Annotated in this window: 18 protein-coding genes and 1 pseudogene; 15 read left to right on the top strand and 4 right to left on the bottom strand. The window is 52.1% G+C overall.

Features of this window, described 5'->3' with window-relative positions:
- Window positions 1-50 precede the first annotated feature (50 nt).
- The 11 genes from ETC00_RS01215 to ETC00_RS01265 all read left to right on the top strand — a co-directional run bounded on the left by ETC00_RS01215 (window position 51) and on the right by ETC00_RS01265 (window position 12,551).
- Window positions 51-791, top strand: a complete 741-nt coding sequence (locus tag ETC00_RS01215) for a M23 family metallopeptidase (protein WP_171564128.1) — start codon at window positions 51-53, stop codon at window positions 789-791.
- Between the two features lie 257 nt (window positions 792-1,048).
- Entirely contained in the window at window positions 1,049-1,333 is a 285-nt protein-coding gene (spoIIID, locus tag ETC00_RS01220) for a sporulation transcriptional regulator SpoIIID (RefSeq protein ID WP_003388385.1), read from the top strand.
- 115 nt (window positions 1,334-1,448) lie between these two features.
- The gene (gene mreB / locus ETC00_RS01225) at window positions 1,449-2,465 is read left to right on the top strand and encodes a rod shape-determining protein (RefSeq protein ID WP_171564130.1); all 1,017 of its coding nucleotides are present in this window, start codon (window positions 1,449-1,451) and stop codon (window positions 2,463-2,465) included.
- A gap of 6 nt (window positions 2,466-2,471) precedes the next feature.
- Window positions 2,472-3,443, top strand: coding sequence for a flagellar hook-basal body protein (locus ETC00_RS01230; protein ID WP_171564132.1), 972 nt, complete (start codon window positions 2,472-2,474; stop codon window positions 3,441-3,443).
- Between the two features lie 17 nt (window positions 3,444-3,460).
- Entirely contained in the window at window positions 3,461-4,282 is an 822-nt protein-coding gene (locus ETC00_RS01235) for a flagellar hook-basal body protein (RefSeq protein ID WP_171564134.1), read from the top strand.
- A 28-nt stretch (window positions 4,283-4,310) separates the two neighbouring features.
- Window positions 4,311-4,559: a DNA-directed RNA polymerase subunit beta gene (locus tag ETC00_RS01240; protein ID WP_171564135.1), complete on the top strand. Its 249-nt coding sequence runs from the start codon at window positions 4,311-4,313 to the stop codon at window positions 4,557-4,559.
- Window positions 4,560-4,753: 194 nt separating this feature from the next.
- The gene (locus ETC00_RS01245; protein ID WP_171564136.1) at window positions 4,754-5,272 is read left to right on the top strand and encodes a CDP-alcohol phosphatidyltransferase family protein; all 519 of its coding nucleotides are present in this window, start codon (window positions 4,754-4,756) and stop codon (window positions 5,270-5,272) included.
- Between the two features lie 164 nt (window positions 5,273-5,436).
- Window positions 5,437-5,892, top strand: coding sequence for a 3-hydroxyacyl-ACP dehydratase FabZ (gene fabZ, locus ETC00_RS01250; RefSeq protein WP_171564137.1), 456 nt, complete (start codon window positions 5,437-5,439; stop codon window positions 5,890-5,892).
- Window positions 5,893-5,982: 90 nt separating this feature from the next.
- Window positions 5,983-6,732, top strand: a complete 750-nt coding sequence (locus tag ETC00_RS01255; RefSeq protein WP_230077500.1) for a WecB/TagA/CpsF family glycosyltransferase — start codon at window positions 5,983-5,985, stop codon at window positions 6,730-6,732.
- Between the two features lie 16 nt (window positions 6,733-6,748).
- Window positions 6,749-7,849 (top strand): glycosyltransferase family 4 protein, encoded by a 1,101-nt coding sequence (locus ETC00_RS01260; RefSeq protein ID WP_171564139.1) that lies wholly within the window; start codon window positions 6,749-6,751, stop codon window positions 7,847-7,849.
- A gap of 163 nt (window positions 7,850-8,012) precedes the next feature.
- Window positions 8,013-12,551, top strand: a complete 4,539-nt coding sequence (locus ETC00_RS01265; protein WP_371808862.1) for an S-layer homology domain-containing protein — start codon at window positions 8,013-8,015, stop codon at window positions 12,549-12,551.
- A 31-nt stretch (window positions 12,552-12,582) separates the two neighbouring features.
- On the opposite strand, the gene ETC00_RS01270 is transcribed toward ETC00_RS01265, so the two are convergent.
- Window positions 12,583-13,146, bottom strand: coding sequence for a hypothetical protein (locus ETC00_RS01270; protein ID WP_171564142.1), 564 nt, complete (start codon window positions 13,144-13,146; stop codon window positions 12,583-12,585).
- A gap of 90 nt (window positions 13,147-13,236) precedes the next feature.
- Entirely contained in the window at window positions 13,237-13,890 is a 654-nt protein-coding gene (locus tag ETC00_RS01275) for a YigZ family protein (protein ID WP_171564144.1), read from the bottom strand.
- Window positions 13,891-14,172: 282 nt separating this feature from the next.
- Here ETC00_RS01275 and ETC00_RS01280 point away from each other — a divergent pair, with 282 nt between their 5' ends.
- The 3 genes from ETC00_RS01280 (at window position 14,173) to ETC00_RS01290 (ending at window position 22,325) form a co-directional block, all read left to right on the top strand.
- Window positions 14,173-15,375, top strand: a complete 1,203-nt coding sequence (locus ETC00_RS01280) for a TolC family protein (protein WP_171564146.1) — start codon at window positions 14,173-14,175, stop codon at window positions 15,373-15,375.
- A gap of 347 nt (window positions 15,376-15,722) precedes the next feature.
- The gene (locus ETC00_RS01285; protein ID WP_171564147.1) at window positions 15,723-19,004 is read left to right on the top strand and encodes an S-layer homology domain-containing protein; all 3,282 of its coding nucleotides are present in this window, start codon (window positions 15,723-15,725) and stop codon (window positions 19,002-19,004) included.
- Window positions 19,005-19,229: 225 nt separating this feature from the next.
- On the top strand, window positions 19,230-22,325 hold the full coding sequence (locus tag ETC00_RS01290; protein ID WP_171564148.1) for an Ig-like domain-containing protein: 3,096 nt from the start codon (window positions 19,230-19,232) through the stop codon (window positions 22,323-22,325).
- Between the two features lie 99 nt (window positions 22,326-22,424).
- On the opposite strand, the gene ETC00_RS01295 is transcribed toward ETC00_RS01290, so the two are convergent.
- Together ETC00_RS01295 and ETC00_RS01300 are read right to left on the bottom strand one after the other, a co-directional pair.
- Window positions 22,425-23,105, bottom strand: coding sequence for a helix-turn-helix domain-containing protein (locus ETC00_RS01295; protein ID WP_171564149.1), 681 nt, complete (start codon window positions 23,103-23,105; stop codon window positions 22,425-22,427).
- Window positions 23,106-23,123: 18 nt separating this feature from the next.
- Window positions 23,124-23,861 carry a tyrosine-type recombinase/integrase gene (locus ETC00_RS01300; protein ID WP_371808864.1) on the bottom strand — a complete coding sequence of 246 codons (738 nt, stop codon included), beginning with the start codon at window positions 23,859-23,861 and terminating at the stop codon, window positions 23,124-23,126.
- A 161-nt stretch (window positions 23,862-24,022) separates the two neighbouring features.
- On the opposite strand from ETC00_RS01300, the pseudogene istA reads away from it, so the two are divergent.
- A pseudogene (gene istA, locus ETC00_RS01305) lies at window positions 24,023-25,033 on the top strand (IS21 family transposase); the annotation flags it as partial.
- Window positions 25,034-25,095: the final 62 nt, after the last annotated feature.

The following is a 25,095-nucleotide window of genomic DNA, read 5'->3' on the forward strand; positions in this document are numbered from 1 at the left end:
GTTTATCCGCCAAAAAACTGGCGATACTGAGGGATGAGGTGATGAATACAATGGAAGATCAAAAAAATCAAAATCAACCGATTCCATTTAAAAAGGCTGGCTCCTGGAGAAACATCCTGGGCAAGAAGTGGGCGTTTCCGGCAATCTACATCGGCACCGCAGCAATCATTCTCGCTATTGTGATGTGGTACCAGAGTGGCGTCACCGATACGGAGCCGGGACAAACCGCAAACAACGGCGGCGTAGCAGTCTCGACACCGCAGGACGGCACCGCCATTCCGGCCGATGAATCCAACGGCAAGGACGGCGCGGTACCGGTGGCGGGCAATCCGCAGCAGCTCGCATGGCCGGTCGGCAAAGGCGTGAAGTACGAGCAGGGCATGGGCTTCTTTGACGAACAGGCGTCCAAGGAAGAACAGCAAAAGGCGCTTGTCACGTACAAGGACACCTTTATTCCGCATACCGGGATAGACCTGAAGGCGACCGACGGCAATAGCTTCGATGTCATCGCTGCGTTCGCCGGCAAGGTGACCAAGGTGGAAAACGACCCGCTTGTCGGCTTCAAGGTGGAAATTGAGCACGACGACAAGCTGACCACGGTCTACCAAAGCCTGGAGAACGTTACCGTAAAACCGGGCGACCAGGTCACCCAGGGACAGGTGCTGGGGAAAGCCGGACGCAACGTCTATGAAAAGGACGCCGGCGTTCACCTCCACTTCGAGGTGCATGTGGACGGGGAACCCGTCAATCCAGAGCAGCACCTCGTCAAGCCGGAAGCGGAAAATCAGTAAGTCGACCGCTGACGCAAACGCCCAATCCGGGAGCAAACACAAACACATGCAAAATAACCTGCAGGGACGGGTCTCTGCAGGTTTCTTTTTTTCGCCTTCTTTCATTTTCGCCAAAATAACGTGCGGGCGGCCCGGGTGTACACGCCCTTGAAAAAAGATGCGGAAGTGCCGGCTTGTCAGGCTTGGAAACGTAGAATATGTGTCCGCACCCCCCCATATATTGTAACAGACAATGTTGATACAGGGAGGCGAGTAGCGTGCACGACTACATCAAAGAGCGAACCATAAAGATCGGTCGATACATTGTGGAGACGCGCAATACGGTTCGCATGATCGCCAAAGAGTTCGGTGTTTCCAAAAGCACGGTGCACAAAGACCTGACAGAGCGGCTGCCTGAGATAAATCCGGAATTGGCGAATCAGGTAAAGGAAATTTTGGAGTACCACAAGGCAATCAGACACCTCCGCGGAGGGGAAGCGACCAAGATCAAATACAAACGGAGAAGTAAAAAAGTCCGGGTGGAACAGGAAGAAAGCGTGTAGCAGTACCGGGTTGCGTTGAAAATATTTCCTTCCAGATAGGAAGAATTTCCTTGTCCTCTCACGTGCAACCGCCTATGATAAGTGATAGGAATGAACTGGAACAGGGAGGACTTTCATGTTTAGCAAAGATATCGGAATTGACCTGGGCACGGCCAATGTCTTGATTTTTGCGAAAGGCAAGGGCGTTGTCCTGGATGAACCGTCTGTCGTAGCAATCGAAAATCAGACAAATAAAGTGCTGGCCGTGGGGAACGAGGCGCGCCGCATGGTGGGGCGCACCCCGGGCAACATCGTGGCGATTCGGCCTTTGCGGGACGGCGTGATCGCGGACTTTGAGATCACGGAAGCCATGCTGAAACACTTTTTGGCCAAAATCGGCGGAAAAAGCATGTTTGCTCGCCCGCGCATTTTGATCTGCTGTCCGACCAACATCACCTCGGTGGAGCAGAAAGCCATCCGCGAAGCGGCTGAGCGCAGCGGCGGGGCACGCGAGGTGTTTATCGAGGAAGAGCCGAAAGTGGCGGCGGTTGGAGCGGGCATGGACATCTTTCAACCTTCCGGCAACATGGTGGTGGATATCGGCGGAGGTACGACGGACGTAGCAGTCCTGTCCATGGGGGACATTGTTACGTCTTCCTCCATCAAAGTAGCGGGCGACAAATTTGACCTGGCCATTATGCGGTACATAAAAACCAAATACAAGCTGCTGATCGGGGAGCGTACGGCCGAGGACATCAAGATGCAGATCGGAACGGTTTCCGGCGGGCGCCAGGACGAAATGGACATTCGCGGCAGGGATATGGTGAGCGGGCTACCGCAGACGATTACCATCCGCTCGTACGAAGTCCAGGAAGCCCTGGCCGAGTCGGTTAGTGCGATTGTACAAGCCTCCAAATCCGTTTTGGAACGAACACCTCCGGAGCTTTCTGCCGATATTATTGATAAGGGCGTTTTTCTGACCGGCGGCGGCGCACTGCTGCACGGGATCGACCAACTGCTGGCCGACGAACTGAAGGTGCCTGTGCTGGTGGCGGAAGATCCGATGATGTGCGTGGCCAAAGGGACGGGGATCATGCTGGACTATCTGGACAAGGCGCCCACGTATCGGAAAAAGAAGTTTTTCGGGAGGTAATACCGCGTGATCAGAGGCTTGTATACGGCTGCTGCGGGCATGCTGGCAATGCAGCAGCGTCAGGAAGTGCTGGCCAACAACCTGGCCAACATCAACACACCGGGCTACAAGCAGGACGTAGGCGTCATGCGCGCCTTTCCGGAACAGTTGATCGCGCGCATCCGCGATCAGGAAGGACCAAATATTCAAGGACTGCCCGTCATGAGCGGTCAGCCTGCCGTGATCGGCCGGCTGCATTCCGGCGTCTACATGTCGGAGGCGCTGCCGATTTTCCGCCAGGGCGATATTGCGGAGACGCGCAATCCGTACGATGTCGCATTGTTGGACAACCTGCAGCCGGACCAGGACGGAAATGAGCGTCGGCTGTTTTTTAGCGTGGCCAGACTGGACAACCCCGGACAGGCTGCCCAGCCCGATCAGATCCGCTACACGCGCAACGGCAACTGGAGCGTCAATGCAGACGGCTACCTGGTCACGTCGGACGGCTACTACGTGCTGGATAACCAGAACCGGGCCATCCGGGTGAACGATCCGGCCGATCCGGCAAACAGCGCCGGCCAACAGCTGAAGATCGGTGACGACGGCGCCTTGTACCGTGTGGACGAGGCGGGCAATGCTCTCATGCTGCCCGGCGGCAGTGAGCGGCTTGGCCTGAAAGTGGTGACCAATCCGCTGCAGCTCGTGCGGGAGGGTACCAACATCTACCGCTGGGAAGGCGGCGGACAGCCGGAGGATCTGGTGCAGGCCCTGCAGAATGACCGGACGGCGAGAGCGCTGGGCCAATATACCGATCCGGCGGTGGAAGGGCGTTACGGTTTGAAGCAGGGCTGGCTGGAGCGAGCCAACGTGGACCCTGCCCAGACGATGACCGACATGATGACGGCGCTGCGGGCGTATGAAGCCAATCAGCGCGTGATTACCACAGTGGAAGGCACGCTGGAAAAGGCGGCCAATGAAATTGGCCGGGTAAACGGGTAAGATAGGAGGTAGAATGGATGCAGTCACTGAACATCTCGAGCGCGGCACTGCGCAGCGTCCAGCAGGCATTGGACACGACTGCCAATAACCTGGCCAACATCGATACGGTCGGTTTCAAGCGGCGCACGGCGTCGTTTTCCGAACTGCTGTCCGATTCGCTGAACGAACAACCGGCTGCGGACAGGCAGCAGCGTTCGACTCCGCCCGGACTGCGCATCGGCAGCGGGGCGCGGATCGGCTTGACCAAACTGGACATGGCTCCGGGCAGCGCCAGGATCACCGATGTCCCCACCGATTTGATGATCGAGGGAGAAGGGTTTTTTCTGGTAAGCCGGCCTCTCTACGACAACAACGGGACGATGGTGGGCGAATCGTACCGCTTTACGCGAAACGGTGCCTTTCAGGTGCGTTTCGAAGCCAAACTGGGCGCGTATGTCCTGCATAATGCAGCGGGAGACCTGCTGACAGACACAGACGGGGTTCCGATCATGATCAACGGCCCTGTACGCAATCTGCAGGTATCCCCCGAGGGAGTCGTCACCAACGACGGAACCGCGGTGGGACAGATTGGCGTGTGGAAGGTGCTCAACCCCGATCAATTGACACAGGTTGGGGAAAATGAATACGACGCCGAGCTTGCGTCCGGCATGACGCCGTACTCCAAGTATGAGCTGTCTGCCGCCAAGATCCGTCAGGGAGCGCTGGAAGCTTCCAACGTCAATCTGCAGGAAGAGATGTCCCAGTTGGTCAACGTTCAGCGGGCCTACCAGCTCAACGCCCGTGCGATTGCGATTGCCGATCAGATGATGGGTATCGCCAACTCCCTGCGCAGCCGCTAATTCACTCGGAATGTCGGAGGAGACATCAATGGACCAAGGAAAGGGAAAACGTATCCCGCGTGACGGACAGATGGCCCGGGATAGAGAGCAGCGCCGGGGCGGCCAGGCGTGGCCGTTTCGACTGGCCCAAATCCTGTTTATCCCGTTTCTGATGTTTTTCTCGCTGGTCATCGGTCTGGTCATCGGATACAGCGTGCTGGGAGACAAACCGGCTTCCGAAGTGTTTGATCTGAACACCTACAAGCACATGTACGATCTGATTTTTCAGGGCACATGATCACACACTGACATGTGGCAGCAGAAGACGGCCCCAACCGACGCAGGGTGAGGGGCCTCTTCTTATGACTGGAAGTCGGAAAAAGATGTCGCTGCTTGCTCATTCTTCCAGACCTTGTTGCGTCTGCTGTCCTAAGAGTATAATAATGGAGTGGCGAAAACAGGGAGTGACGATCTTCATACGGAGGGATATCCGTGAATCTTCCCAATGCGCTTACCGTCTTTCGCATCGTTCTCATCCCTTTGTACCTATACGTCTTTTTTCAGTCGTTTCCGTACCATGTGGAGATCGCCCTAGGCATCCTCATCCTGGCGGGAATTACCGATATATTGGACGGGTACATTGCGCGGAAGCACAAACTGGTGACCACGTTTGGCATCATGATGGACCCGCTGGCAGACAAGTTGATGATGATGGCAGTGATCGCCTCGTTGTTTCTGACAGAGCGGATCAGTATTTGGGCCGCCCTGTTTTTCTTTGCGCGGGATGCGGGCATGATCATCGCCGCCGGCTTTTTCCATTTTCGCGGGAAAAAGACAGTCCCGGCCAACGCCTTTGGCAAGCTGACAACGGTCTTGTTTTACATCGCTTTTCCGTTGGTCATGTACCGGTACCAGTACGGCGAATTGATTCTCTGGAGCGTGATCGCGTTTTCCTTTGTGACCACAGCCATTTACCTGGTGAAGTTTCGGTTGCTGAACCGCGCGATGTGATGCGAGGCGGATGGAAAAGAGCACTTCCGCCGCATGGAGGAAGTGCCCCTTTATCTTAACCCCGGTCTGACGTCGGAGACGGGGGGGTTGTCTTTATTCTCAGTTTGCGGTATGTTCTTCATACACGGATGCAACGTATAAAGTATGGAAATGGAGCGGTGTTTATGGAATTGCGGACCCCTTTGGACGCAGTTGACATTCAAGCGATCCTTCCCCATCGTTACCCGTTTTTGCTGGTGGACAAGATTGTCGAGCTGGAACCGGGCAAACGGGCCGTGGGGATCAAAAACGTTACAATCAATGAACCGTTTTTCCAAGGCCATTTTCCCGGCTACCCGGTCATGCCCGGTGTGCTGATCGTCGAGGCACTGGCCCAAGTGGGCGGAGTGGCGATGCACACGGAGGAAACCAAAGGAAAACTGGGGCTGTTTGCCGGCATTGACGGCGTCCGGTTCAAGGAGCAGGTAAAACCGGGCGACACACTCGTCCTGGAAGTGGAAATGACGCGCTTGCGCGGCTCCATCGGCAAATGTCACGCGATTGCGAGGGTGAACGACAAGGTCGCGGTCGAGGGCGATCTGATGTTTGCTCTGGTTGACGTGAAGCAGGCACATTCATGAATTTCTTGAATGTGCCTTTCTTTTCGGGTAGAATGGCTAATGTGCAACTTTTTATAGGCGCATAGCGTCTCTACAATGAAGGTGAAACTATTGACCAAACAGGTCGCAACCATATTGGGAGTGCCGTTTTCCACGCGCGGTTTTGCCGGAACGGTCGATGATCTTGTCGAACGCATCGAAAACGGACGCAAAACGCACGTCGTCACCGCCAATCCGGAGATCGTCATGCTGGCGCGGGAAAAGCGTTCGCTGCGCGCCATCCTGGAACAAGCCTACGTCGTTCCCGACGGCATCGGGATCGTGTACGCGGCCAGGTGGACGAAGCAGCCGATCAACGAGCGCGTCACGGGCATCGATTTGCTCGAAGCGTTGATGGCGGCGGCGGACAGGCACCAGTGGAAAGTATATCTGTTGGGGGCGTCCCCGGAAGTGAATCGGCTGGCGGCGGAAAAGCTGGCGGCACGATATCCGGGGGCGCGCATCGTCGGGTATCGGGACGGATATTTTCAACAAGGCGAAGAGCCGGCAATCGTGGAGGAGATTGCGGAAAAAGCGCCCCATCTGCTCTTTGTGGCGATGGGCTCTCCCAAGCAGGACGAGTGGATCGCCAAATATCGCGATCAACTGCAGGCAATCCTGATGATGGGAGTGGGCGGCAGCTTTGACGTCATTGCCGGGAAAGTAAAGCGAGCGCCAAAGCTGTGGCAGCGGCTGCATCTGGAGTGGCTGTACCGGTTGCTTGCTCAGCCGTCGCGCTGGAAGCGGCAGTTGGCCATTCCGCGCTTTGTGTGGACTGTCTTGAAGGAAAAAGGGGAAAACCGCTCCGGAAGGTGCCCGTAGAGAGGAGAAACTGCCGATGTCAACGATGATTTTCGGGTTTCTGACTTCACTGATCGTGGCTTTTGCGGCCACACCCTATGTGAAAAAACTGGCTGAATCCATCGGCGCCGTAGATAAGCCCAACCAGCGCAAGGTGCATACGCGAATCATGCCGCGCATGGGCGGGTTGGCCATCTACGCGGGCTATCTCGTTTCGTTTTTGCTGTTTGTTCCATTTTCCGGTTTCAAGGAAATGTTGGGGATTTTCATCGGCGGAACGATCGTCATGACAGTGGGGATACTGGACGACAAACTGCAGCTATCGCCCAAGTGGAAGCTGTTTGGCCAATTGTTGGCGGCAGCCGTGGTCGTCATTCCGTTTGGCCTGAAAATCGGCATTGTCAACCTGCCGTACGAAGGCAGCATTGACTTTACCAGCGGCTGGCTGCTGTGGCTGGCGGCCCCGATCACGATCATTTGGATCGTCGGTGTCACCAACGCGGTCAACCTGATCGACGGTCTGGACGGGCTGTCCGCCGGCGTATCGGCCATTGCCACTGCCACCATGGCGATCGTGGCGCTGCTCAACGGTCCCGGCTACGAACACGTGGCCATCTACTGTTTCGTGCTGCTGGGGGCCATCCTGGGTTTTCTGTACTTTAATTTCCATCCGGCCCGCATTTTTATGGGGGACACCGGTTCGCTGTTTTTGGGCTTCAACCTGGCGGCGCTGTCCATCATGGGCTTTAAGGAAGCGCTGTTCGTCTCGTTCATCATCCCGATTGTGGTGCTGGGCGTTCCGCTCTGGGATACGTTCTTTGCGATTGTTCGCCGAATCGTGAACAAAAAGCCGATTTCCAGCCCGGACAAAGGGCATCTGCACCACTGTCTGCTGAACATGGGCCTGTCGCATCGGGCCACGGTTCTGACCATCTATACGATCAGCATCTTCTTCGGCACGATGGCGATTGTGCTGACGAAAACGACCAAATGGACAACCATCATCGTGATGGCAGCGCTGCTGTTCGCGATGCATCTCGCCACCGAGGTGGTCGGTCTCGTCGGCCGCCGTCACCGCCCGCTGATCAACGCGGTCCGACGGTTAAAAATCAAGTATACGGAACGGCGAAGCCACTAGTCGGGCAAACCCCTGCTGGATGACCAGCAGGGGTTTTTTCCGCTTTTTAACATAAAGAAGTAAAGCAAAACCGATGATTTTCCGATAAAAGAAAAAGACGAGAATGGCGTCTCTTACGCTCTCGGGCAGGGGACAAAATCCGAGAACAAAAACATGTGGAGAGGTGAAGACCTTGCAAACGACGTATCAGCAATTTCGGCGTTGGCTCGCAGTATGTCTGACGATGCTGCTGCTGGTGACCGGCCTGGTTCCGGCGATGCCTGCGTCAGCCGCGGGAACCTGGACGATTACCAACCCGTCGTCCATCGTGGTGGACAGCTCCGAGACTAATGCCTTCGGTACTTTTGCCAATCCGGTTGAGGTCAAGAACAGAACGATTGACGGCATCGTCCTGACCAATACGGCCGCCTCCGGCAACACGGTCGCCGTGGCCGTAGACGGCACGCAGGTAATCTATAATCCTGCCCCTGCCTTTGTCGGACAGACGCTGACGCTCCCGCCGATCACGATTGATCGGAACGGCGCAGTGACCAAAGTGGAAGTATGGTTTGGCTCCGAAAAAGCCACCATGTACTACAAGCTGGAAAAACAGCAGACCGGGGCGACACTGCAGATCGTGCCTCCGTCCGATCTGATCCCGCCGGTCAATCCGAACCAGCCGGGCACCGGGAACAGTGCCAGTGATGCGCTTGTTACCCATTCCGGCAAACTGACCAATCTCAAGATCAAATACTCGGATCCCGGCAATCTGGACCCCAGCCCCGTACTGGAAGTGCAGGTGGACGGGAAAGCGGTTCAGACCATTACGGCTCCGACAGCGAAAAACGACGGCTCTGAGATTCCTGTCGGCACCATCGATCTGAAAAACGGGATCAACGTTATCAAGGTGGTGTCGGTCAACACCGGCTATGAAAGCCTGCAATATTACGATTACCGACCGCAGAACAGCCCGATTGTCCTGATCGATTACCCCAATCAGGGGACAAGCGTCACCAATCCGTTGCTGCATGCGGAAAACAAAATTACGCTGCGCGGGATTTACGGATCGGGTGTGACAGGCGCCAACCTGCGTCTGAAAATTACCACCAACAACGGGCAGACGATTGAGGATCTCAGTTCCACGACGCCGACCCTGAGCGGCACCAACACCTTTACGTTCTGGGACATCCCCCTGAAGCCGGGATTGAACGTCATCTCGTTCTATGAACGGGTGGGAAGCGTCACCAAGGAACACTTTCAATTCTACGTGCAGTACAACAACACGCCCTATATTGACAGCATCAGCGTAAATGACACGCCGCTCACGTCGGCTACCACGCTGATTACGGTGGCATCGACCAACCGTTTGACCCTGAATGTGGACGGTAAGGTGAAGAACGCCGAGAAAGTCATCGTGAAAAACGTGACCACCGGCGACGAAGTGGAGGCGAGGGTTACGTCCGGCGCATTCGCCGCCAACCTGCCGTCGCAGTTGGGTGAAAACCGGCTGGAGTTTACCGTTTACAACGACAACAAGAAAGTGGGCGTCATCAGCCGGACGATCCATGTGGTGTCCCGTTCCCAGGATACCGCCAACCAGTTCTATAACGTGACCATTCAAAAACAGGGAACACCGCCGACACCTGTGACCAATCTGGTGCAGGGCCAGGTGGCAACCCTGCCGGGAACCAACAGTCCCAACAGCGAAGCGTATCAAATCACTGGTACGGCTCTGCTGCAATTTGAAGAGACCGACAAACAAACAATCAAGCAGTTTAAACTGGAGTACAAAAACGAAAAAACCGGGGGAACGTTCTCGGTAGACAACATCTCGCCCTCTTCCCGGACGTACAAGGGCAACGGCTTTACCGAGTATGTCCTCACCGCGCCGATTGCAAGCGGCGGTGCTGATATCGGCATTTTGGATGACGGCGTCACCTACCGGGTAACCTTGAGCTACGAGTACACCACCACCGATCCGACCACGGGCCTGCAGACGGACTCCGGGTTCTTCCAGGTGAACGGGTACGACTACAGGTTTACCTATGTGGACGGTTCCAAACCGCGATTTGTCGAAGCGTACATCGACTCGACCTTGCTGTCCGAGTACACGGTCAACCCGGTGGGGAAATCCACCTTTACGGTAGACCTGAAGACGGTGAACATGGGCGGTACGCAGTCCAATTACACCGTAACGTACAACGGCAGCCCGATTAACTATACGCTCGACGCGCTTTCTGCAACGCAGTTCAGGTTTACCCTGTCCAACCTGCCGGCGGGTACCGGGGATCTGGAGATCAGGTATTCCGACGGCACGACGTCCCTGTCCGTCACGTACAAACTGAACATCCAGATTGCGCCGTATCTGCAGCTGACGTACATTGACGGTTCGGGGCAGGTCCGCAGCTTTGAGAGCGGGTATCAGATCAAGAGTGACGACGACTTCGTTTCGCTGAGCGGGAAGGTGTACAACTACGACCTGACGTCCAGCAACATCGAAGTCAAGCTGAACGGAACGACGCTTACTCCGACAGTGGGGTCCAACAACACCTTTACGATCAGCAAGGCATCCCTGCAGAACAACATCAAGTCCAAAGGCGAACACACGCTGGAAATCACGCTGACCACGCAGCCGTCCGTCAGCTTCACGTACAAGATCCTGTACATCACGTCCAAAGCACCGACGATTGAAGACGTCAAGCTGGAAATCAGCGAAAACGGCAAGGACAACGAACTGGTCAAACAGCCGACAGACACCGCTTACCGGACAGGCGCCAAGTTCCTGAGCCAGTTTACGTTTACGGTAAAAGACGCAGAGCACGTCTACATTGAGAAAAACGGCAGACGCATTGCCGATTTCCGCTACGAAAACGGCGACTGGGAACAAAAGGAAGACAACCAGGATTACAACGACACGCTGAGCCAGATTCCTTCCGGGCTGCGCCGGGAGTTCCAGGAGTACAACTTCGATGCTCAAACGAAGACGTCGTTTAGGGCCAGAATGCGCAGCAGCGACTACGGCGACCTGCTGGAGCAAATTCAGGATGAGATCACCAAAAGCGAGGAGCAGGAGCAAAAACTGGCGCTCTTCCCGCTTACCCTGAAGAAGAACGGCACCACCACCTACACGATCGTGGCCGAGGACGGCAACGGCGCGGTGGTTCGTTACGATGTGAAGATTGACCAGACCACCAACAGCTGGGAAGTCATCTCCCCGGTCAAAGCCAAGGAGAGCGACCCGTACATCATCGTCAATGCCAACAGCGTGCCGATCAAAATCTTTGCGGAAAATGCGACCAAGGTGATGTTCGGCAAAACGGAAGCGAAGGTAACCAACACCACGGAGCGGGATTTCGAGTACAATGAAGACCTGGGCAGACCAGTCCCGAAATCCTACTATGTGTTTACCGCTACCGTTGCGTTGAAAGCGGGCCTGAACAAGATCAAGTACACCGTTTATGTCGGCAACACGTCCTACAACGACGAGATTCAGATTTTCAATGCCAACTCATCCGTAAACGGTGCCGAGTATCGCGAAGTATTGGGCAAGAAAACGTCGTTCAGCGTCTTTGACAAGAGCCTGGAGCTGAAGTTCCCTTCCGGAACCGTACTGGTGTCGCCGCCCAACAAACGGGAGGGCAAAGAAGTCACCAATCCGACCAAGGACATCTTTGTCGATGTGGAGCTGTACTTCGGCATTGCCGACCGGACGACCGGACAAGTGTCGATTCCGGACGATGACATGAAGTCCAAACTGGCGCTGAATGAAAACTTCAACTACGCCAGCCCGCTCTACTACATTGATGCCGGTGACAAAAACGCGCCGGGCGGACGCGATCCGTACTACACCGACGGGGACGAAATCGATACCTTCAAGGATCGCTACGAAGACAACCTGGTGCCGAGCAAACAAGGCACATTGACGATCAAGTACGATCAGTCGATTGTCAACGCGGCCAACAACATCCTGACCGTGTACTATCACAATGGGGATGAATGGCAAAACCTTGGCGGAGTCGTCAATACCAGCAAGAAAACCATAACGGTGCCGTTTGCCGGATTTGGGTACTACATGGTCATGAAGACCAGAGAGTCGTTTGACGACGTGGTCAATCACGATTTTGCGCGTGACGCGATGGAGACGCTGTACGCCAAAGGGATCATGCCCAACTACAGCGCCATCTCGTTTGGAGCCAACCGTGACATCACGCGCGGCGAGTTTGCCACCATGCTGGTGAAGGCGCTCGACCTGCCGATCAATGACGGTCCGTACGCCGACAGCCGCACGCCGTCTTCGCCGACGTTCAACGACGTGCGTCCGACACGGGACACGTGGGACTACCAGTACAAATACATTGAAACGGCAGCCCGCGCCGGCATCGTTCGCGGCAAGGAGCCGGGCTACTTCCGTCCGGACGATCCGCTGACCCGCGAAGAAGCGGCAATTATGATCGCCCGCGCGCTCAACCTGAAACTGGGCACGCCGGATGCGGCAAAAACGGCCCTGGCCAAGATGTTTACCGACGCCAAGGATGTCGGCTACTATGCGCAGCCTTCCGTACTGGCGGTGGCCAAAGCGAAGATCATGAATGGCGAACCGAACGATCCGACAGCCAAAAAGCCGACGTACCGCTTCCTGCCGAAGTCTTATCTGACCCGCGCAGAGATGGCGGTCATCACCATCCGCGTCATGGTCCAACTGAAAAAACTGCCGAAGCAGTAACAATGAAAGAAGCTGAAGAGGAATTTCCTCTTCAGCTTCTGTTTTTGTCGTCCAGATACTTGTCAAATCTCTCGCGCAGCAGGAACAGCTGCTTTTCCTGTTCCCACACCTTTTTGTCCAAAAAGGTCACGGTTTCGTTGGTTTGTTTGAACGCCGCGTGGAGATCGTGGACGTCCGCCTGCACCTCTTCCAAGCGGGCGTTGGTATGACCGACCATCTGGATGAGAGAGGCCGTCATCTCCTCCACGCTGATTAAGCGGCGCTCGTGTTTGTCCAAGCGCTCCTCGATCCGCTCAAACCGTTTGTCAATATGTTCAAAACGCTTGTCAATCTGTTCAAAACGTTTGTCAATCTGTTCAAAACGTTTGTCAATCTGTTCAAAACGTTTGTCAATCTGTTCAAACCGATTGTCAATCTGTTCAAACCGTTTGTCGATCTGCTCAAAACGCTTGTCAATCTGTTCAAAACGTTTGTCAATTTGCTCAAACCGCCTGTCCACGTTCTGAAACCGCTTGTCGATCTCCCGAAACCCCTGCTCCATCCGCTCGGCAACAGCATCCAGCTTGTCAAACAGCTCGTCCAGCGTTTTCCCCACTGCGCTCCCCGCCTTTACGAATTGTTGGTTTCTTGCTTACCTCTCCATCCTAGACAATCTTAGTGCGGGACACAAGTTTTTCGATTCGGGTTATTCGTCTCCGCCAACGGCCTCCACCGGCACTTCCACGTACTCGCGATCCCCCAGCACAATGTCGGCCTGTCCGTTGGTCAAATTGGTCATCTGCTCCACAAAGGCATCCTGTTGGCCATCGGGAATCAGCAGGTGTACCGTCACCTTGTCCGTGTAGTCGGTGGCGGTGACCCGGTGCTGGCCGAGGCGCAGTTCGTTTTCCACCTTGCCCCACCAGTGATAGTCGACGGTAACCGATATCTGCTGGTGCAGGGTGTGGACGACGATGCCCGCAGCCTTTAGCGCCGTGACACAGCCGGCCGTGTAGGCGCGCACCAGGCCGCCCGCGCCCAGCTTGATCCCGCCGAAATAACGGGTGACTACGACCACGGTGTCCTTGAGGCCGTTCTTTTTGATGCACTCCAGGATCGGCTTGCCGGCTGTGCCGCTCGGTTCTCCGTCGTCGCTGGAGCGCTGGATCTGGTCGTTTTCGCCGATGACAAAGGCGGAACAGTTGTGCGTTGCGTCCCAGTGCTTCTTTTTAATCATGGCGATGAAGGCGGCAGCCTCTTCTTCCGTTGTGACGCGTTGGGCATATCCGATAAACCGGGAACGCTCGATGACAATTTCGTCTTCACCATACCCGGCGACTGTTTTGTACTGCTGCAGCATGTTACACATCACCTCAAGGGTTAGCATAGCACGTTCCGGTGCGCTGCGCGAATGGTGAAATTTTTTCGCCGCTCATTCGTACTAACACGGGACAGTTTTCATGTGCTAACAGGGAGAGCGGAGGTGTATACATGGTAAAGTATGAACGGTAGGAGGATAAACCTGGAAGTGCGAGATTCTTCGTGTACGAAACATTTAACTGTGATATAGTGAATCTTGGGACAAACCACCAAGTTTCCGTACTGTCGGAACCGACAAAAATGCGAAAAGGAGTGCAGAAACATGAACCTTCCATATTCGCCGAAGAAATGGCTGGCCATCTCGCTGGCTGCGCTTGTCGCCACCTCGATTGGCGCAGGGGCCATGGCCCAGTCTGCCAACGATGGGACCGCATCTCAGGCGACCAATCAGACACAAACCACTCCCTCGAACCAGAACAATCAAGCGGACACAGCCGCTAAACCTGTCGCGCAAGATGCCGCAGAGACACTGACGCTGGAAAAAGCGGTGGAACAGGCGCTGAAGACAAATCCCAAGCTGCAGCAGGCCCGCCTGGACGAAAAGAATGCAAGCGTCAACGCCGAGCTTACATACAGATCGGTAGCGGAGATCCCTTCCGAATTCGTCCGTTCGCTGGACGCCGCCAAGCAAAAATACGTGACCAGCGCGCAGGCGAAAATGACGGAAAAGCTGAACAAGCTGGCGGTACAGGCAACGGAGAACCAAATCAAGCTGGGAGCTCAACAACTGTATTACGCCCTGCTGCATGCACAAGCCGACCTGGATCTGAAGAAACAAAGCCTGGAGCGTGCCCAGACCCAGCTCAAGGTGGCCAAAGCCCATTTTGACGTTGGCACCAAGGCGAAGACGGACATCCTGCAGGCGGAAATGGGCGTAGCCGGTGCGCAGGCAGCGCTGGCGGCGGCGGAAAACAACGTGGAGATTGCCCGCATGAAGCTGAACGAATTCCTCGGGGTGGATTTGGACAAGAAATGGAAGCTGTCCAACGAAAACAAACAGGTGGCCGCCCCGTCGATGACGCTGCAACAGGCACAGGAAAAGGCGCTGCAGCAGCGTATCGAAATCACGCAAAAGCAGGAAGAGTTGAGTCTGGCCGAACTGAATGTGAAGCTGATTGAGGAGTATTCCGCCCTGTCCACGTACCCGGGCAAAATCGCCCGCTACAACGTGGAAAAGGCAAAGCTGGCGATCGAGGAACAAAAGCGCACCGTCTCCCGCGAAGTAGCAGAAGCCTACTACAGCCTGAATGCGGCGAAACTGAGCGTTGAATTCCAGAAAAAGGCCAAGGAAGCGGCGGCAGAGAGCTATCGCCTGACCAGCCTGCGCTATGAAAACGGCCTGGCGACCACGCTGGAAGTGATTCAGGCAGCAGAAGCGCTTGCTGATCAGGAGAACCAGTACGAACAGGCCGTGCAAAACTACAACCTGGCTGTCGTAAACTTCGAGACAGCTACAGGAAGGTAACGGAAGAACAGTAAATTTTCTTGGCAATTTGGAAAAAGATTCATGAGTGACAGTCCGTCCCGCCTGTCCTATAATACGAGGTGTGGCGGATGTCACTGCATACATAATACGTGAAAGAAACGGCCACAAAAAAATTAAAAAACTTTTTCGGAGGCACCGCAACTTTTTGAGGTCTGAGGCGTTTAATAGGATGTCACACGAAAAACGGGGAATTGTGTAAAAAAGATTCACGAAATCTAGCAACTGTGTTACACTAGGGATTGCCGCGTTTACACAATACTGAAAATACTAGAGATTTATGTGAGCAAGAATGTCAATGCAGTCCTGCGAAAGGAGGTGACACGCGCTTGCAGGATTCGGGCTTTAAAAAGAGAGATAGATCGAAAACAAATATTCCCCAAGAACAATTTGTTTATACCAGAGGAGGAGAACCCAAGGTTATGAAAAAGGTTGTTAACAGCGTACTGGCAAGTGCACTCGCACTTACTGTAGCACCGATGGCATTCGCTGCCGAGGAGACCACCAACACCGAAGCTCCTAAAATGGATAGCGATCTGCAGAAAGTAGTAGGACGCCTGGCAGCACTGAACCTGGTTTCCGGTTATGGCAACGGCGAATACGGTGTGGATCGTCCGATCAACCGTGCCGAGTTCGCTACCCTGATGGTTCGTCTGAAAAACATGTCGGAAGGTGCAAAACTGGCACAATACCAGTCCATCTTCACTGACGTAAAACCGAGCGACTGGTTCTCTGGCTATGTTAACCTGGCTTCCGGTCAAGAAATCGTAAAAGGTTACCCGGACAAAACCTTCCGTCCTGGCAACAACGTTACTTACGCAGAAGCTGTAACCATGATCGTTCGCGTTCTGGGTTACGAGCCGGCTGTTAAAGGCGTATGGCCGAACAACATGATCGCAGAAGCTGCGAAGCTGAACATTGCGAAAAACATCGCAGCTCCGAACAACGCGGCTACTCGCGGTGACATCTTCAAAATGATGGACAACGCGCTCCGCGTAAAACTGATGGAGCAAGTTGAGTTCGGTACTGACATTCGTTTTGAAGTGAAAGACGAAACCCTGCTGACCAAGTACCTGGACGTTGACGTATACGACATGCAATGGGCTCGCGACAGCAAAGGCGAACTGCCGCTCGTAACCAACGTACCGGTTATCGGTCTGGGTTCCCTGAAAGCCAACGAAATCATCCTGAGCGGCAAAGACGCCGGCATGGGCTCCAAAGGCACCACGTTCAAAGTGGCTGACGGCATCAACCCGAACGAGTTCGCTGGTCAACACGTACAAGTGTGGATCAAGGACGACAAGGAAAACACCGTTGTATGGATGGAAGGTTCCGAGGACGAAGACGTGGTTATGGACCGTCTGGGCACCTTCTACCTGAACGACAAGTCCAAGTTCAAAGTGGATGACATCAGCAAAACTTCCGATCTGAACGATCTGGAAATCGAACTGGACGGCAGCGGCAAAACCTATCGTTTCACCGAAGATACCAAAGTTACGTTCAACTTCCAACCGTACGACAGCAACGTAAAAGGTATCAAGGAAATCATCAAGGCAAACGATGGTTACACCTTCTCCGCCAAAGTTGTTCTGGATAAAGACAACAAAATCAGCTACATCCACGTAATCGACGACCAAACGCTGGACCAAAACAAAGAAGGTTACAAATACGGTTCCGAAGTTATCAAGAAAGTAGACGCTGACAAGAAAAAAATCGAGAACCTGGATGGCGGCAACTTCAACGCGCTGAAAGATCTGGAAGAAGGCGTAGACTTCCTGGTATTCCGCGACAACAAACCGGCGAAACTGGCCGACCTGAAAGAAATGGACGTGTACAGCGTTTACTACGCAAACGGCAACAAGAAAAAGCTGCTGGTATTCGCGAACAGCACTGTAGTTGAAGGTAAAGTGGAACGCGTAATTGTACGAAACGACGGCGACAACCGTCTGGAAATCGACGGTAAAACCTATCGTTTCCGTACGGGCTCCACTTACTCCGACAACGCCAACAAAGATGTGAAAGAGCTGGGCAAGGGCAACTGGGATCTGGTTCGCGACCTGCGTGGCGAAGAAGTTAAACTGTACCTGGATGCATCTGGCCGTATCCGCCATATCGAAACCAAGGACAGCGTAGACGATCGCCGCTTCAAAGCGATCCTGACTCGCAAAGCCGAGTACAGCAAAGGTAAATACGAATTCGGCATCATCAACGAGAAAGGCAAAGAGCTGGATATCACGATCGATCCGGAAGACGTTTACGATGCAGATGGCAAGTCGTACGAAAAAGATCCGGATAAAATCGAAAAAGACTTTATTCCGGATAAGAAAGACATCCTGCTGCTGGAAGTAACGCTGAATTCCAAAGGCGATGCAGAGAAAGTTAAAGTTCTCCCGATCAAGCTGAAACACCTGCAAGACAAAGCTTGGAATGACGCAGCTGACGAAGATGATGAAACCATCAAGGACAAAGACGGTCTCTATGTCGTTACTTCCGACACGGCCATCTTCGACATGACCGGCGAAATCACCGGTAAACGTTCCGAGCTGAAAAACCCGGGTGTAGTGAAGTTCTCCGACATCGCTGACAAGAATGACCTGGATGTATACTATGCTGTAGATGAAGAAGAAGAAGAAGTAGATGCAATCTTCGTTGTAGCTGGTAAAGGCCTGGGCAGCAAAACGATGTACGGTCTGGTTACCCAACTGGGCGGCCGCAGCGACAACGACGAGATCGAGGTTATTACCAAAGACGGCGAAACCGGCAAGGTAACGACCAAAACCTTCAAACTGGACAACGATTTCGAAGATCTGCTGGATAAAAACATCGACCGCGGCGACTTCATCGCGTTCCGCCTGAACTCCAGCGACGAAGTTATCGTGAAGGATGTTGTCGAAGTTGTTGACGGAGCCAAAGACTTTGATGTCGCAGACTTCTTTGGCGATGGCAAATACGCACCGGCAACTAAAGCTCAACTGGAAGAAGCAGATCTGGATGCTTTGACGGTTGCTCGCGTTGACAAGAAAGACGGCAGCAACAAGTTCTACTTCGAGTACAAAGAAAATGGCGAGAAGAAAAAAGCTACCTTCACGCTGAACTCCAAAACTGCCTTCATCAACGCGTATGACATGGAAGAAGGCGACGGCATCGACGAAGGCGACTACGTAATCCTCGTAGAAACCAACGACGATGGTAACATCTGGGACTACGTCATCAAAGTATCTTCCGTAGATGACGCGAAGAGAGACTACGATGACGATGAACTCGAAGAATTCACCACCAACTTCTTCAAACAGTTCGCTGGCGGCAAAGTTGGCGACGATGAAGATGATGATGATAATGAAATGCCGGCTGACCTGCTTGACGAAGAATCTGTAGAAGTGGTTGTAACAGATGTACTCCCTGGCGTCCTGTCTTCGTACAAAGTTTCCGGTACTGCTGCACCAGGCGCAACTGTGAAGGTGAAAGTTGGTACTCGTGAAGGCCAGGCAACTGCAGACGACAACGGTGACTTCGAAGTAACCGTTCTGGGCAAAGTGGGCGAGACTGAAGTAGTTATCACCTCGACCAAAGACGGTAAATCCGAAGAGTACACCCATAAAATCTCCAAGTAAGTCGGGTCTACGCATCTAGGTTTGATTGAGGGCATGGAATGAACAGGGGCAGAGGGAATCCCCTCTGCTCCCTGATTCAATGCCTCGTAATCGTAACAGATGCTCAGCTAATAAGGAGAAACACATACATCACGATTGTCAGCCTAGAAGTGTCTCTCCATCTATGATAAACAGATAAACAGACAGAAAAGACAAAATTCCTATCTAGATCTGGAGGGGTAGTACGTGAACAAAAAGCTTGTGCTTTCTGTACTCTCGACAGCTGTTGTAGCAAGCATGGCTGCTTCCGCTATGGCGAAGCCGGACGCTGGCTTTTACGTTGGCGGCCAAGTAGATAAATACTATAACATCGATGCTTTCTTCAATCACTTTGACGAGGCGCTTGACGAAATTGTGGATAATCTGGACAGCACCACCTATGTTGACGCTGATGGTAATGCTGCTTCGTTCCAGGACATCCTGACGGCAAACGGCGATCTGAGCAAAGTGATGAAGCCGGCTCGTCTGGATCACTTTGAAAAGAATCCGTACGCCATCGTAGACGGTACTGGTTCCTACAATCCTGAAGAGGATGAAGACCTGCTGCCGCCGGTAGATGGTGGCGAGCTGAAAGTTGAGAGCGTAAGTGCTATTAACGCTTCTCAGATCGAAGTGAAATTTGGCGCAGCTGTAGAGAAGAAATCTGCTGAGGATCTTAATAATTACACTATTAGCGCTGCAAATGTAGACAAAGTTAAAGCTACTTTGGTTGACAGCAAAACTGTAGTTCTGACTCTTGATCCTTCCGACGCAGTTGCTGAGGGTCTGAATCAATCGACTGTAAGTGTTACAGTAAGTAACGTTAAGTCTGCTACTGACGCTACTAAGAAAATTCCAAACTTCAGTGGCAAAGTAAGTTTCCTGGATCTGACTGTTCCGCAAGCTGTTGAAGCAAAATTGATTGGACCGGGTAAAGTGCAAGTATTCTTTAGCGAACCAGTATTTGCAACTTCCGATGGTGGCTTCCTGATTGACGGTGGTCAGTATTCTGTAAATCGTGGCGATTTTGATTATGCGACGAAATCCGTCATTCTGGAAACAGGTGACTTGTCCCTGGGTAATCACACTGTAACTGTTAACCCAGATGGAGATAAGGTTGTAAAAGACGGTGCAGGTCTCTTTGTTGCAAAAACGGACATTCCACTGACTGTAGCGGAAGACACTACTGCGCCGACTTTGGTATCCGGCACAGCAGAATCCCAATATGAAGTAGTACTTACCTTCGATGAGCCGATTACTGGTCTGAGCAAAGAAGCTGTTTACCACACTGCAAATACTGCAGATTACCAAGCAACAAGCGTAGAGGAAGTTACGGGTAGCAACAAAACACAATGGAAAGTTACCTTTAAAAATCCGCTGCCTACAGGCAATTTGACTATTTATGTTGCAAAAGAAGCAGTTCAAGACAACTTTGGTAACAAAAACAGCCAAGTTCTGAGCACAACAGTTTCTGTAGTAGCTGATACTACAAAACCGTCTGTAACTGAACTGAAAGTAGTAAGTGCTAATCGCGTGACCCTGACCTTTAGTGAAGATGTTGTAGGTGCTGATAGTAAAGCAAACTACAAAATCACAGATAAAGACGGTAAACTGGTTACTGGCTACAGCATTTCCTACCAAGATAAAGTAGCTACCATTGACTTTACCTCTGCCCTGAAAGAAGGAGCTACTTATAACATCGAGGTAACAGGCATTAAGGACAAGGCGGTTGTGCCGAATGAAATGGATAAATTCACAACCTCCTTTACGGTAGCGGATAAAACTGCTCCTACTGTAAATGAAGAAGGTCTCTATGATAAAGAGGCTCACAAGATCACCATTTTCTTTAGCGAGCCGATGAATGGTACTGATTTGCTTGACAAGAGCAAGTACACTTTGGTAACTGACAAAGTACAAGTAGGGTTGCCGAGCGATGCCGTAGTAGCTGTGGGTCCGAACAATACGTCTGTGAATATTACTCTGCCGTCCGTTGTTGAAGATGACGAGGGCAATGATATTACTAACAACATCAAGAAGGTAATTGTCGGCCAACTGCGTGACCTTGCAGGCAATAAAACGGCAAAAGTATTTACTGAGGTGATCGTTTCTACATCTGCAGGAACCATTGACGGAGTGGTTGCAGACAGCGCGAAGACCATTGATACTCGTACCGTCCAATTCTCCATCAATAAGCCCATGAAGACCATTGTAGCTGATGACTTCACGGTTAATGGTGAAGATGTTGTATTTGCACAGTATGAAAATAAAACACTGAACGATGGTACTTACGGTGCGGTTATTACGCTCCGAGTAGCAAAAGCATGGGCAACGGATGCAAAACCTGTAATCAAAACTAAGAATACAACCATGAAGTCTGTTTCCATGTATGGAGACAAATTTGCTGCGGATAAAACACTTGCTACAGCTGCTGACGGTCTTGCACCTGAACTTGCAGATGTGACCGGGGACGGTAAAGTTGACGGTAAAGACCTGACTTACGCCTACGATGCTAAAGGGAATGTTACGAAAGTAACTGTAAGCTTCACTGAAGCTCTGAAGAAATCTACACTTAGTGTGGATGACTTTGAGGTTCCAGGCTACACAGTAGCTGATCTTGAACTTGTTGGTAACGGAAAACAAGTCGAGATCACTCTTGATCCTGTTGTAGAAAATGGAACAAGCTTCAAAGTTAACTTTGTAGGTAGCGTATCTGATGAAAACGGCAATGTGCTTAATGTAGCTAAAGAAATTACAGTTCTTGCAGATGATTATGCTGTGGGATCTGAAGTTTCTCAAGCAAAAGCTGCAGTAGCTGGACTGTTTGCAGATGAAACTAAAGCTGCTCTTGCTGCGGGTGTTGACCAAGCAGCAATCGATGCAGCAAAAGCAAAAGTGGATGCTTTGGATAATTCCGTAACGGAAAAGGCAGATCTGCTGGATGATATCCAAGCTGCTCAAGACCTGCTCGATACCGCTGATGTAGCAGCAGAAAAAGCAAAGTATGAAACAACTGCAACTATCGAAGCTGCTGTTGCCGTAGGTGATGACGTTACTGCTGATGTAGTAAAGCTGAAAAATGGTGAAACAGCAAATGACGATGTAACTGTAAAAGTAACTGCAGTCTCCGGTCAAAATGATGCAGGTGAGGATCTTTTGGCTGTAGACGCTGATGGTAAAGTTACATTGGCAAAACAGGTTGGAAGCAGTGAGAACAATAATACAGCAACTGTAACTATTACTTTTACTAAAGGTAATATTACAGATACAGTTGAAGTAGATGTAACAATTGAAAAACAACCGTAATTGAATGTTTGCAACAGGTTGTTGAAAGTTGAAACCAGAGGGGCCTACCTTAAGGTAGGCCCTTTCTATTACCATTTTTAAATAGGCTCTTTCAGGCCATTATCCCCCATACCTCTCCAAAAACTCCTCCACCGCCTTATTCACCACATCCTTCACCGTGTAACCGGTACTGTTTACAAACCCTGTTAATCGTTCCGATAGCTGCGCCTGGATTTGCACGGTTTTGGTCACAGCCGGCCCTCTATATCGTTTCATATGTAGCGGTTGCGGTCGATCAGTGACCAAGTTCAGCAGCTTGTCCTTGTTTCGTAGAATCTCCTGTAATTCTCGCACTAGTTCCGGCGCTAAGATAGGACCGGGTGCTGTAGTGGAATTTTGCCCCGACTGATTCGGGAACGCGACGACGTTGATATCGTCATTTTCTTGCAAAGGATTACTGGTTTCTGTAAAGACATTGCCATTATCAAGTTGCTGTTCTTTGCTGATCTGCAAATCATTGCTTGCCGGCAAAGTCTGGCTATCTATTACACTTTTTTGCAAATTGCTTTTAGACGGGTTAAAAAGTAAGGTGGATTCGTCCACATTCTCGGATGGTTCGCGCTTCGCCAAAGGATCAGGGACGTAGTTTTTGATCGTCCAATCCCAGCGGTAGCCATGCCGGCGCATGTAGCCGCTGACACCACCTTTTCCTTTGTATCCGAGCAAATCGGCGATTTCTTCTGCCGAATGGCCTTCCCGAAACAGTTCGATGATCACTTCCACGCGTTCATTGGTCTCCATAGCTGTTCCCTCCTCATCCTACGATAATTTCTCCAATGCTTCCCGGAGATGTTCCGGGGTGGTGTGGGTGTAGATCGAGGTCGCCCGCGGCGAAGCATGGCCGAGCAGCTTCCCGATCCGTAGTAAGTCCACGCCGTGATCTTTGTAAAGGGAAGTCGCAAAGGAATGGCGAAGGACGTGCGGCGTCACGTTCTTGGTAATCCCGGCTTCTGCGGCGATCTTATGAATCGTCAGGCGAATATAGCCGGGAGTCATTTTTGTCCCCGTCTTCTTGGTGACAAAGAAGTAAGGGGAGCTGACCTTCGGCCGCACATTCTCCAGGTAATCTTGAAGAATCGGCGCCAGCTCCGGATGCAGCGGAATGATCCGGTATTTGTCTCCCTTACCATGCCATACGGTGATCGACGCTTCTTCAAAGTTGACATCTTCTATCTTGAGGTTGGTCAGTTCGGAAATGCGCAGGCCGGAATATCTAAGGGTTTGGATGATGGTGTAGATTCGCTTCCCTTTGTCTTTGTTTTGATCAACGACAGACAGTAGCCGTTCGATTTCTTCTTTGGTCAGGTATTTGGGAATGCTCTCCGGCTTCTTGGGTGCCTGGAGGCGGTTGCTCGGGTTTTTCTGAATGTACTCCTCCCGTTCGAGGAAACGGAAGAAGGAGCGAAACGTCGCGATCATCCGAATGATGCTGTTGGTCTTGTAGTTTTTCTCTTCCGACAAGTAGCGAAGAAACGTACGCAAATGATGCGTCTCGATTTCATCGACGAAAGGTTCTACCTTCCATTGGGAAAGGTAGTAGCGATGGTGTCACCGCCGGGATATAATTGACCCAGGTTCGCCGGAAAGAAAATGACCCACCCATAGCGAATATATCCCCTTCGTAATTAACGGCCAAGTTAATCTTCGGAGGGAGACACATGCTAAGGAGTGGGATAGTGATATCGTTACATACCATGAGGGCAGAAGGCAAGAGTATTCGTGAAATTGCCCGTCTAACGGGGCATTCTCGAAATACAGTTCGCCGATATCTCCGGGGTGAATTCTCCCCCGAAAAGGGAACCCGTAAATCTCGTGGTTCCAAGCTTGATCCGTATAAACCGTTCCTGCAGGAACGTCTTCAAGAAGGTATCTATAACTGCGAGGTTTTATTCGATCTTCTACGAGAAAAGGGGTATACCGGGGGACGTACCATCTTGAAAGACTATGTGAAGGACTTCCGTCCTCCCAAACAAGTTCCCGCTGTTCTTCGTTACGAGACGAAACCTGGTGAATATGCACAGGTCGACTGGGGACTGTGTGATTACGTAGATTTGGACGGTACAGTCCGAAAAGTGCCGGTATTTGTCATGGTATTGGGGTACTCTCGTTCCACCTATATAGAGTTCACTAAGCGTTGTGACATTCACAGCTTTCTTCGTTGCTTGATTCATGCTTTTGAATATTTTGGGGGCATCCCAAAGGTAATGCTGACCGACCAGATGAAAACCGTCGTACTGGGCATGGGAGATGATCGAAAACCTCGCTGGCATCCGCTTTTTGCCGACTTTGCTGCAGCGATTGGGCTTGTTCCAAAAGTATGCAAAGTTCGACGCCCCGAAACAAAGGGAAAAGTGGAACGAGGCGTTCAATACGTAAAAAACAACTTTCTTCCTGGCAAACGCTTCGTTGATTTACAGGATCTCAATCAACAAGCCCTACACTGGTGCGAGCGGATTAACCGCCGTATTCATGGAACAACCGGCGAACGTCCCATCGACCGACTCCGTGAGGAAAATCTGTCGCCTATCCCTTCAGCTGAACGATGGGAAAAATACTTGCATGAACCGAGACAGGTCAGCCGAGACGGATTTGTTAGCTACGATGGTGTACGATATGGGGTTCCATGGAGGTACAGTGGACGTGAGGGTACCGTGCGAGAAGTGAATGGGTGGGTGTGTCAAGATCAAAAGAAAGCTCCTCAAAAAAATCAATCGAAAATTCCCCAGTAAGA

It is taken from the genome of Brevibacillus sp. MCWH (assembly GCF_013096935.1).
Classification (GTDB): Bacteria; Bacillota; Bacilli; order Brevibacillales; family Brevibacillaceae; genus Brevibacillus; species Brevibacillus aydinogluensis.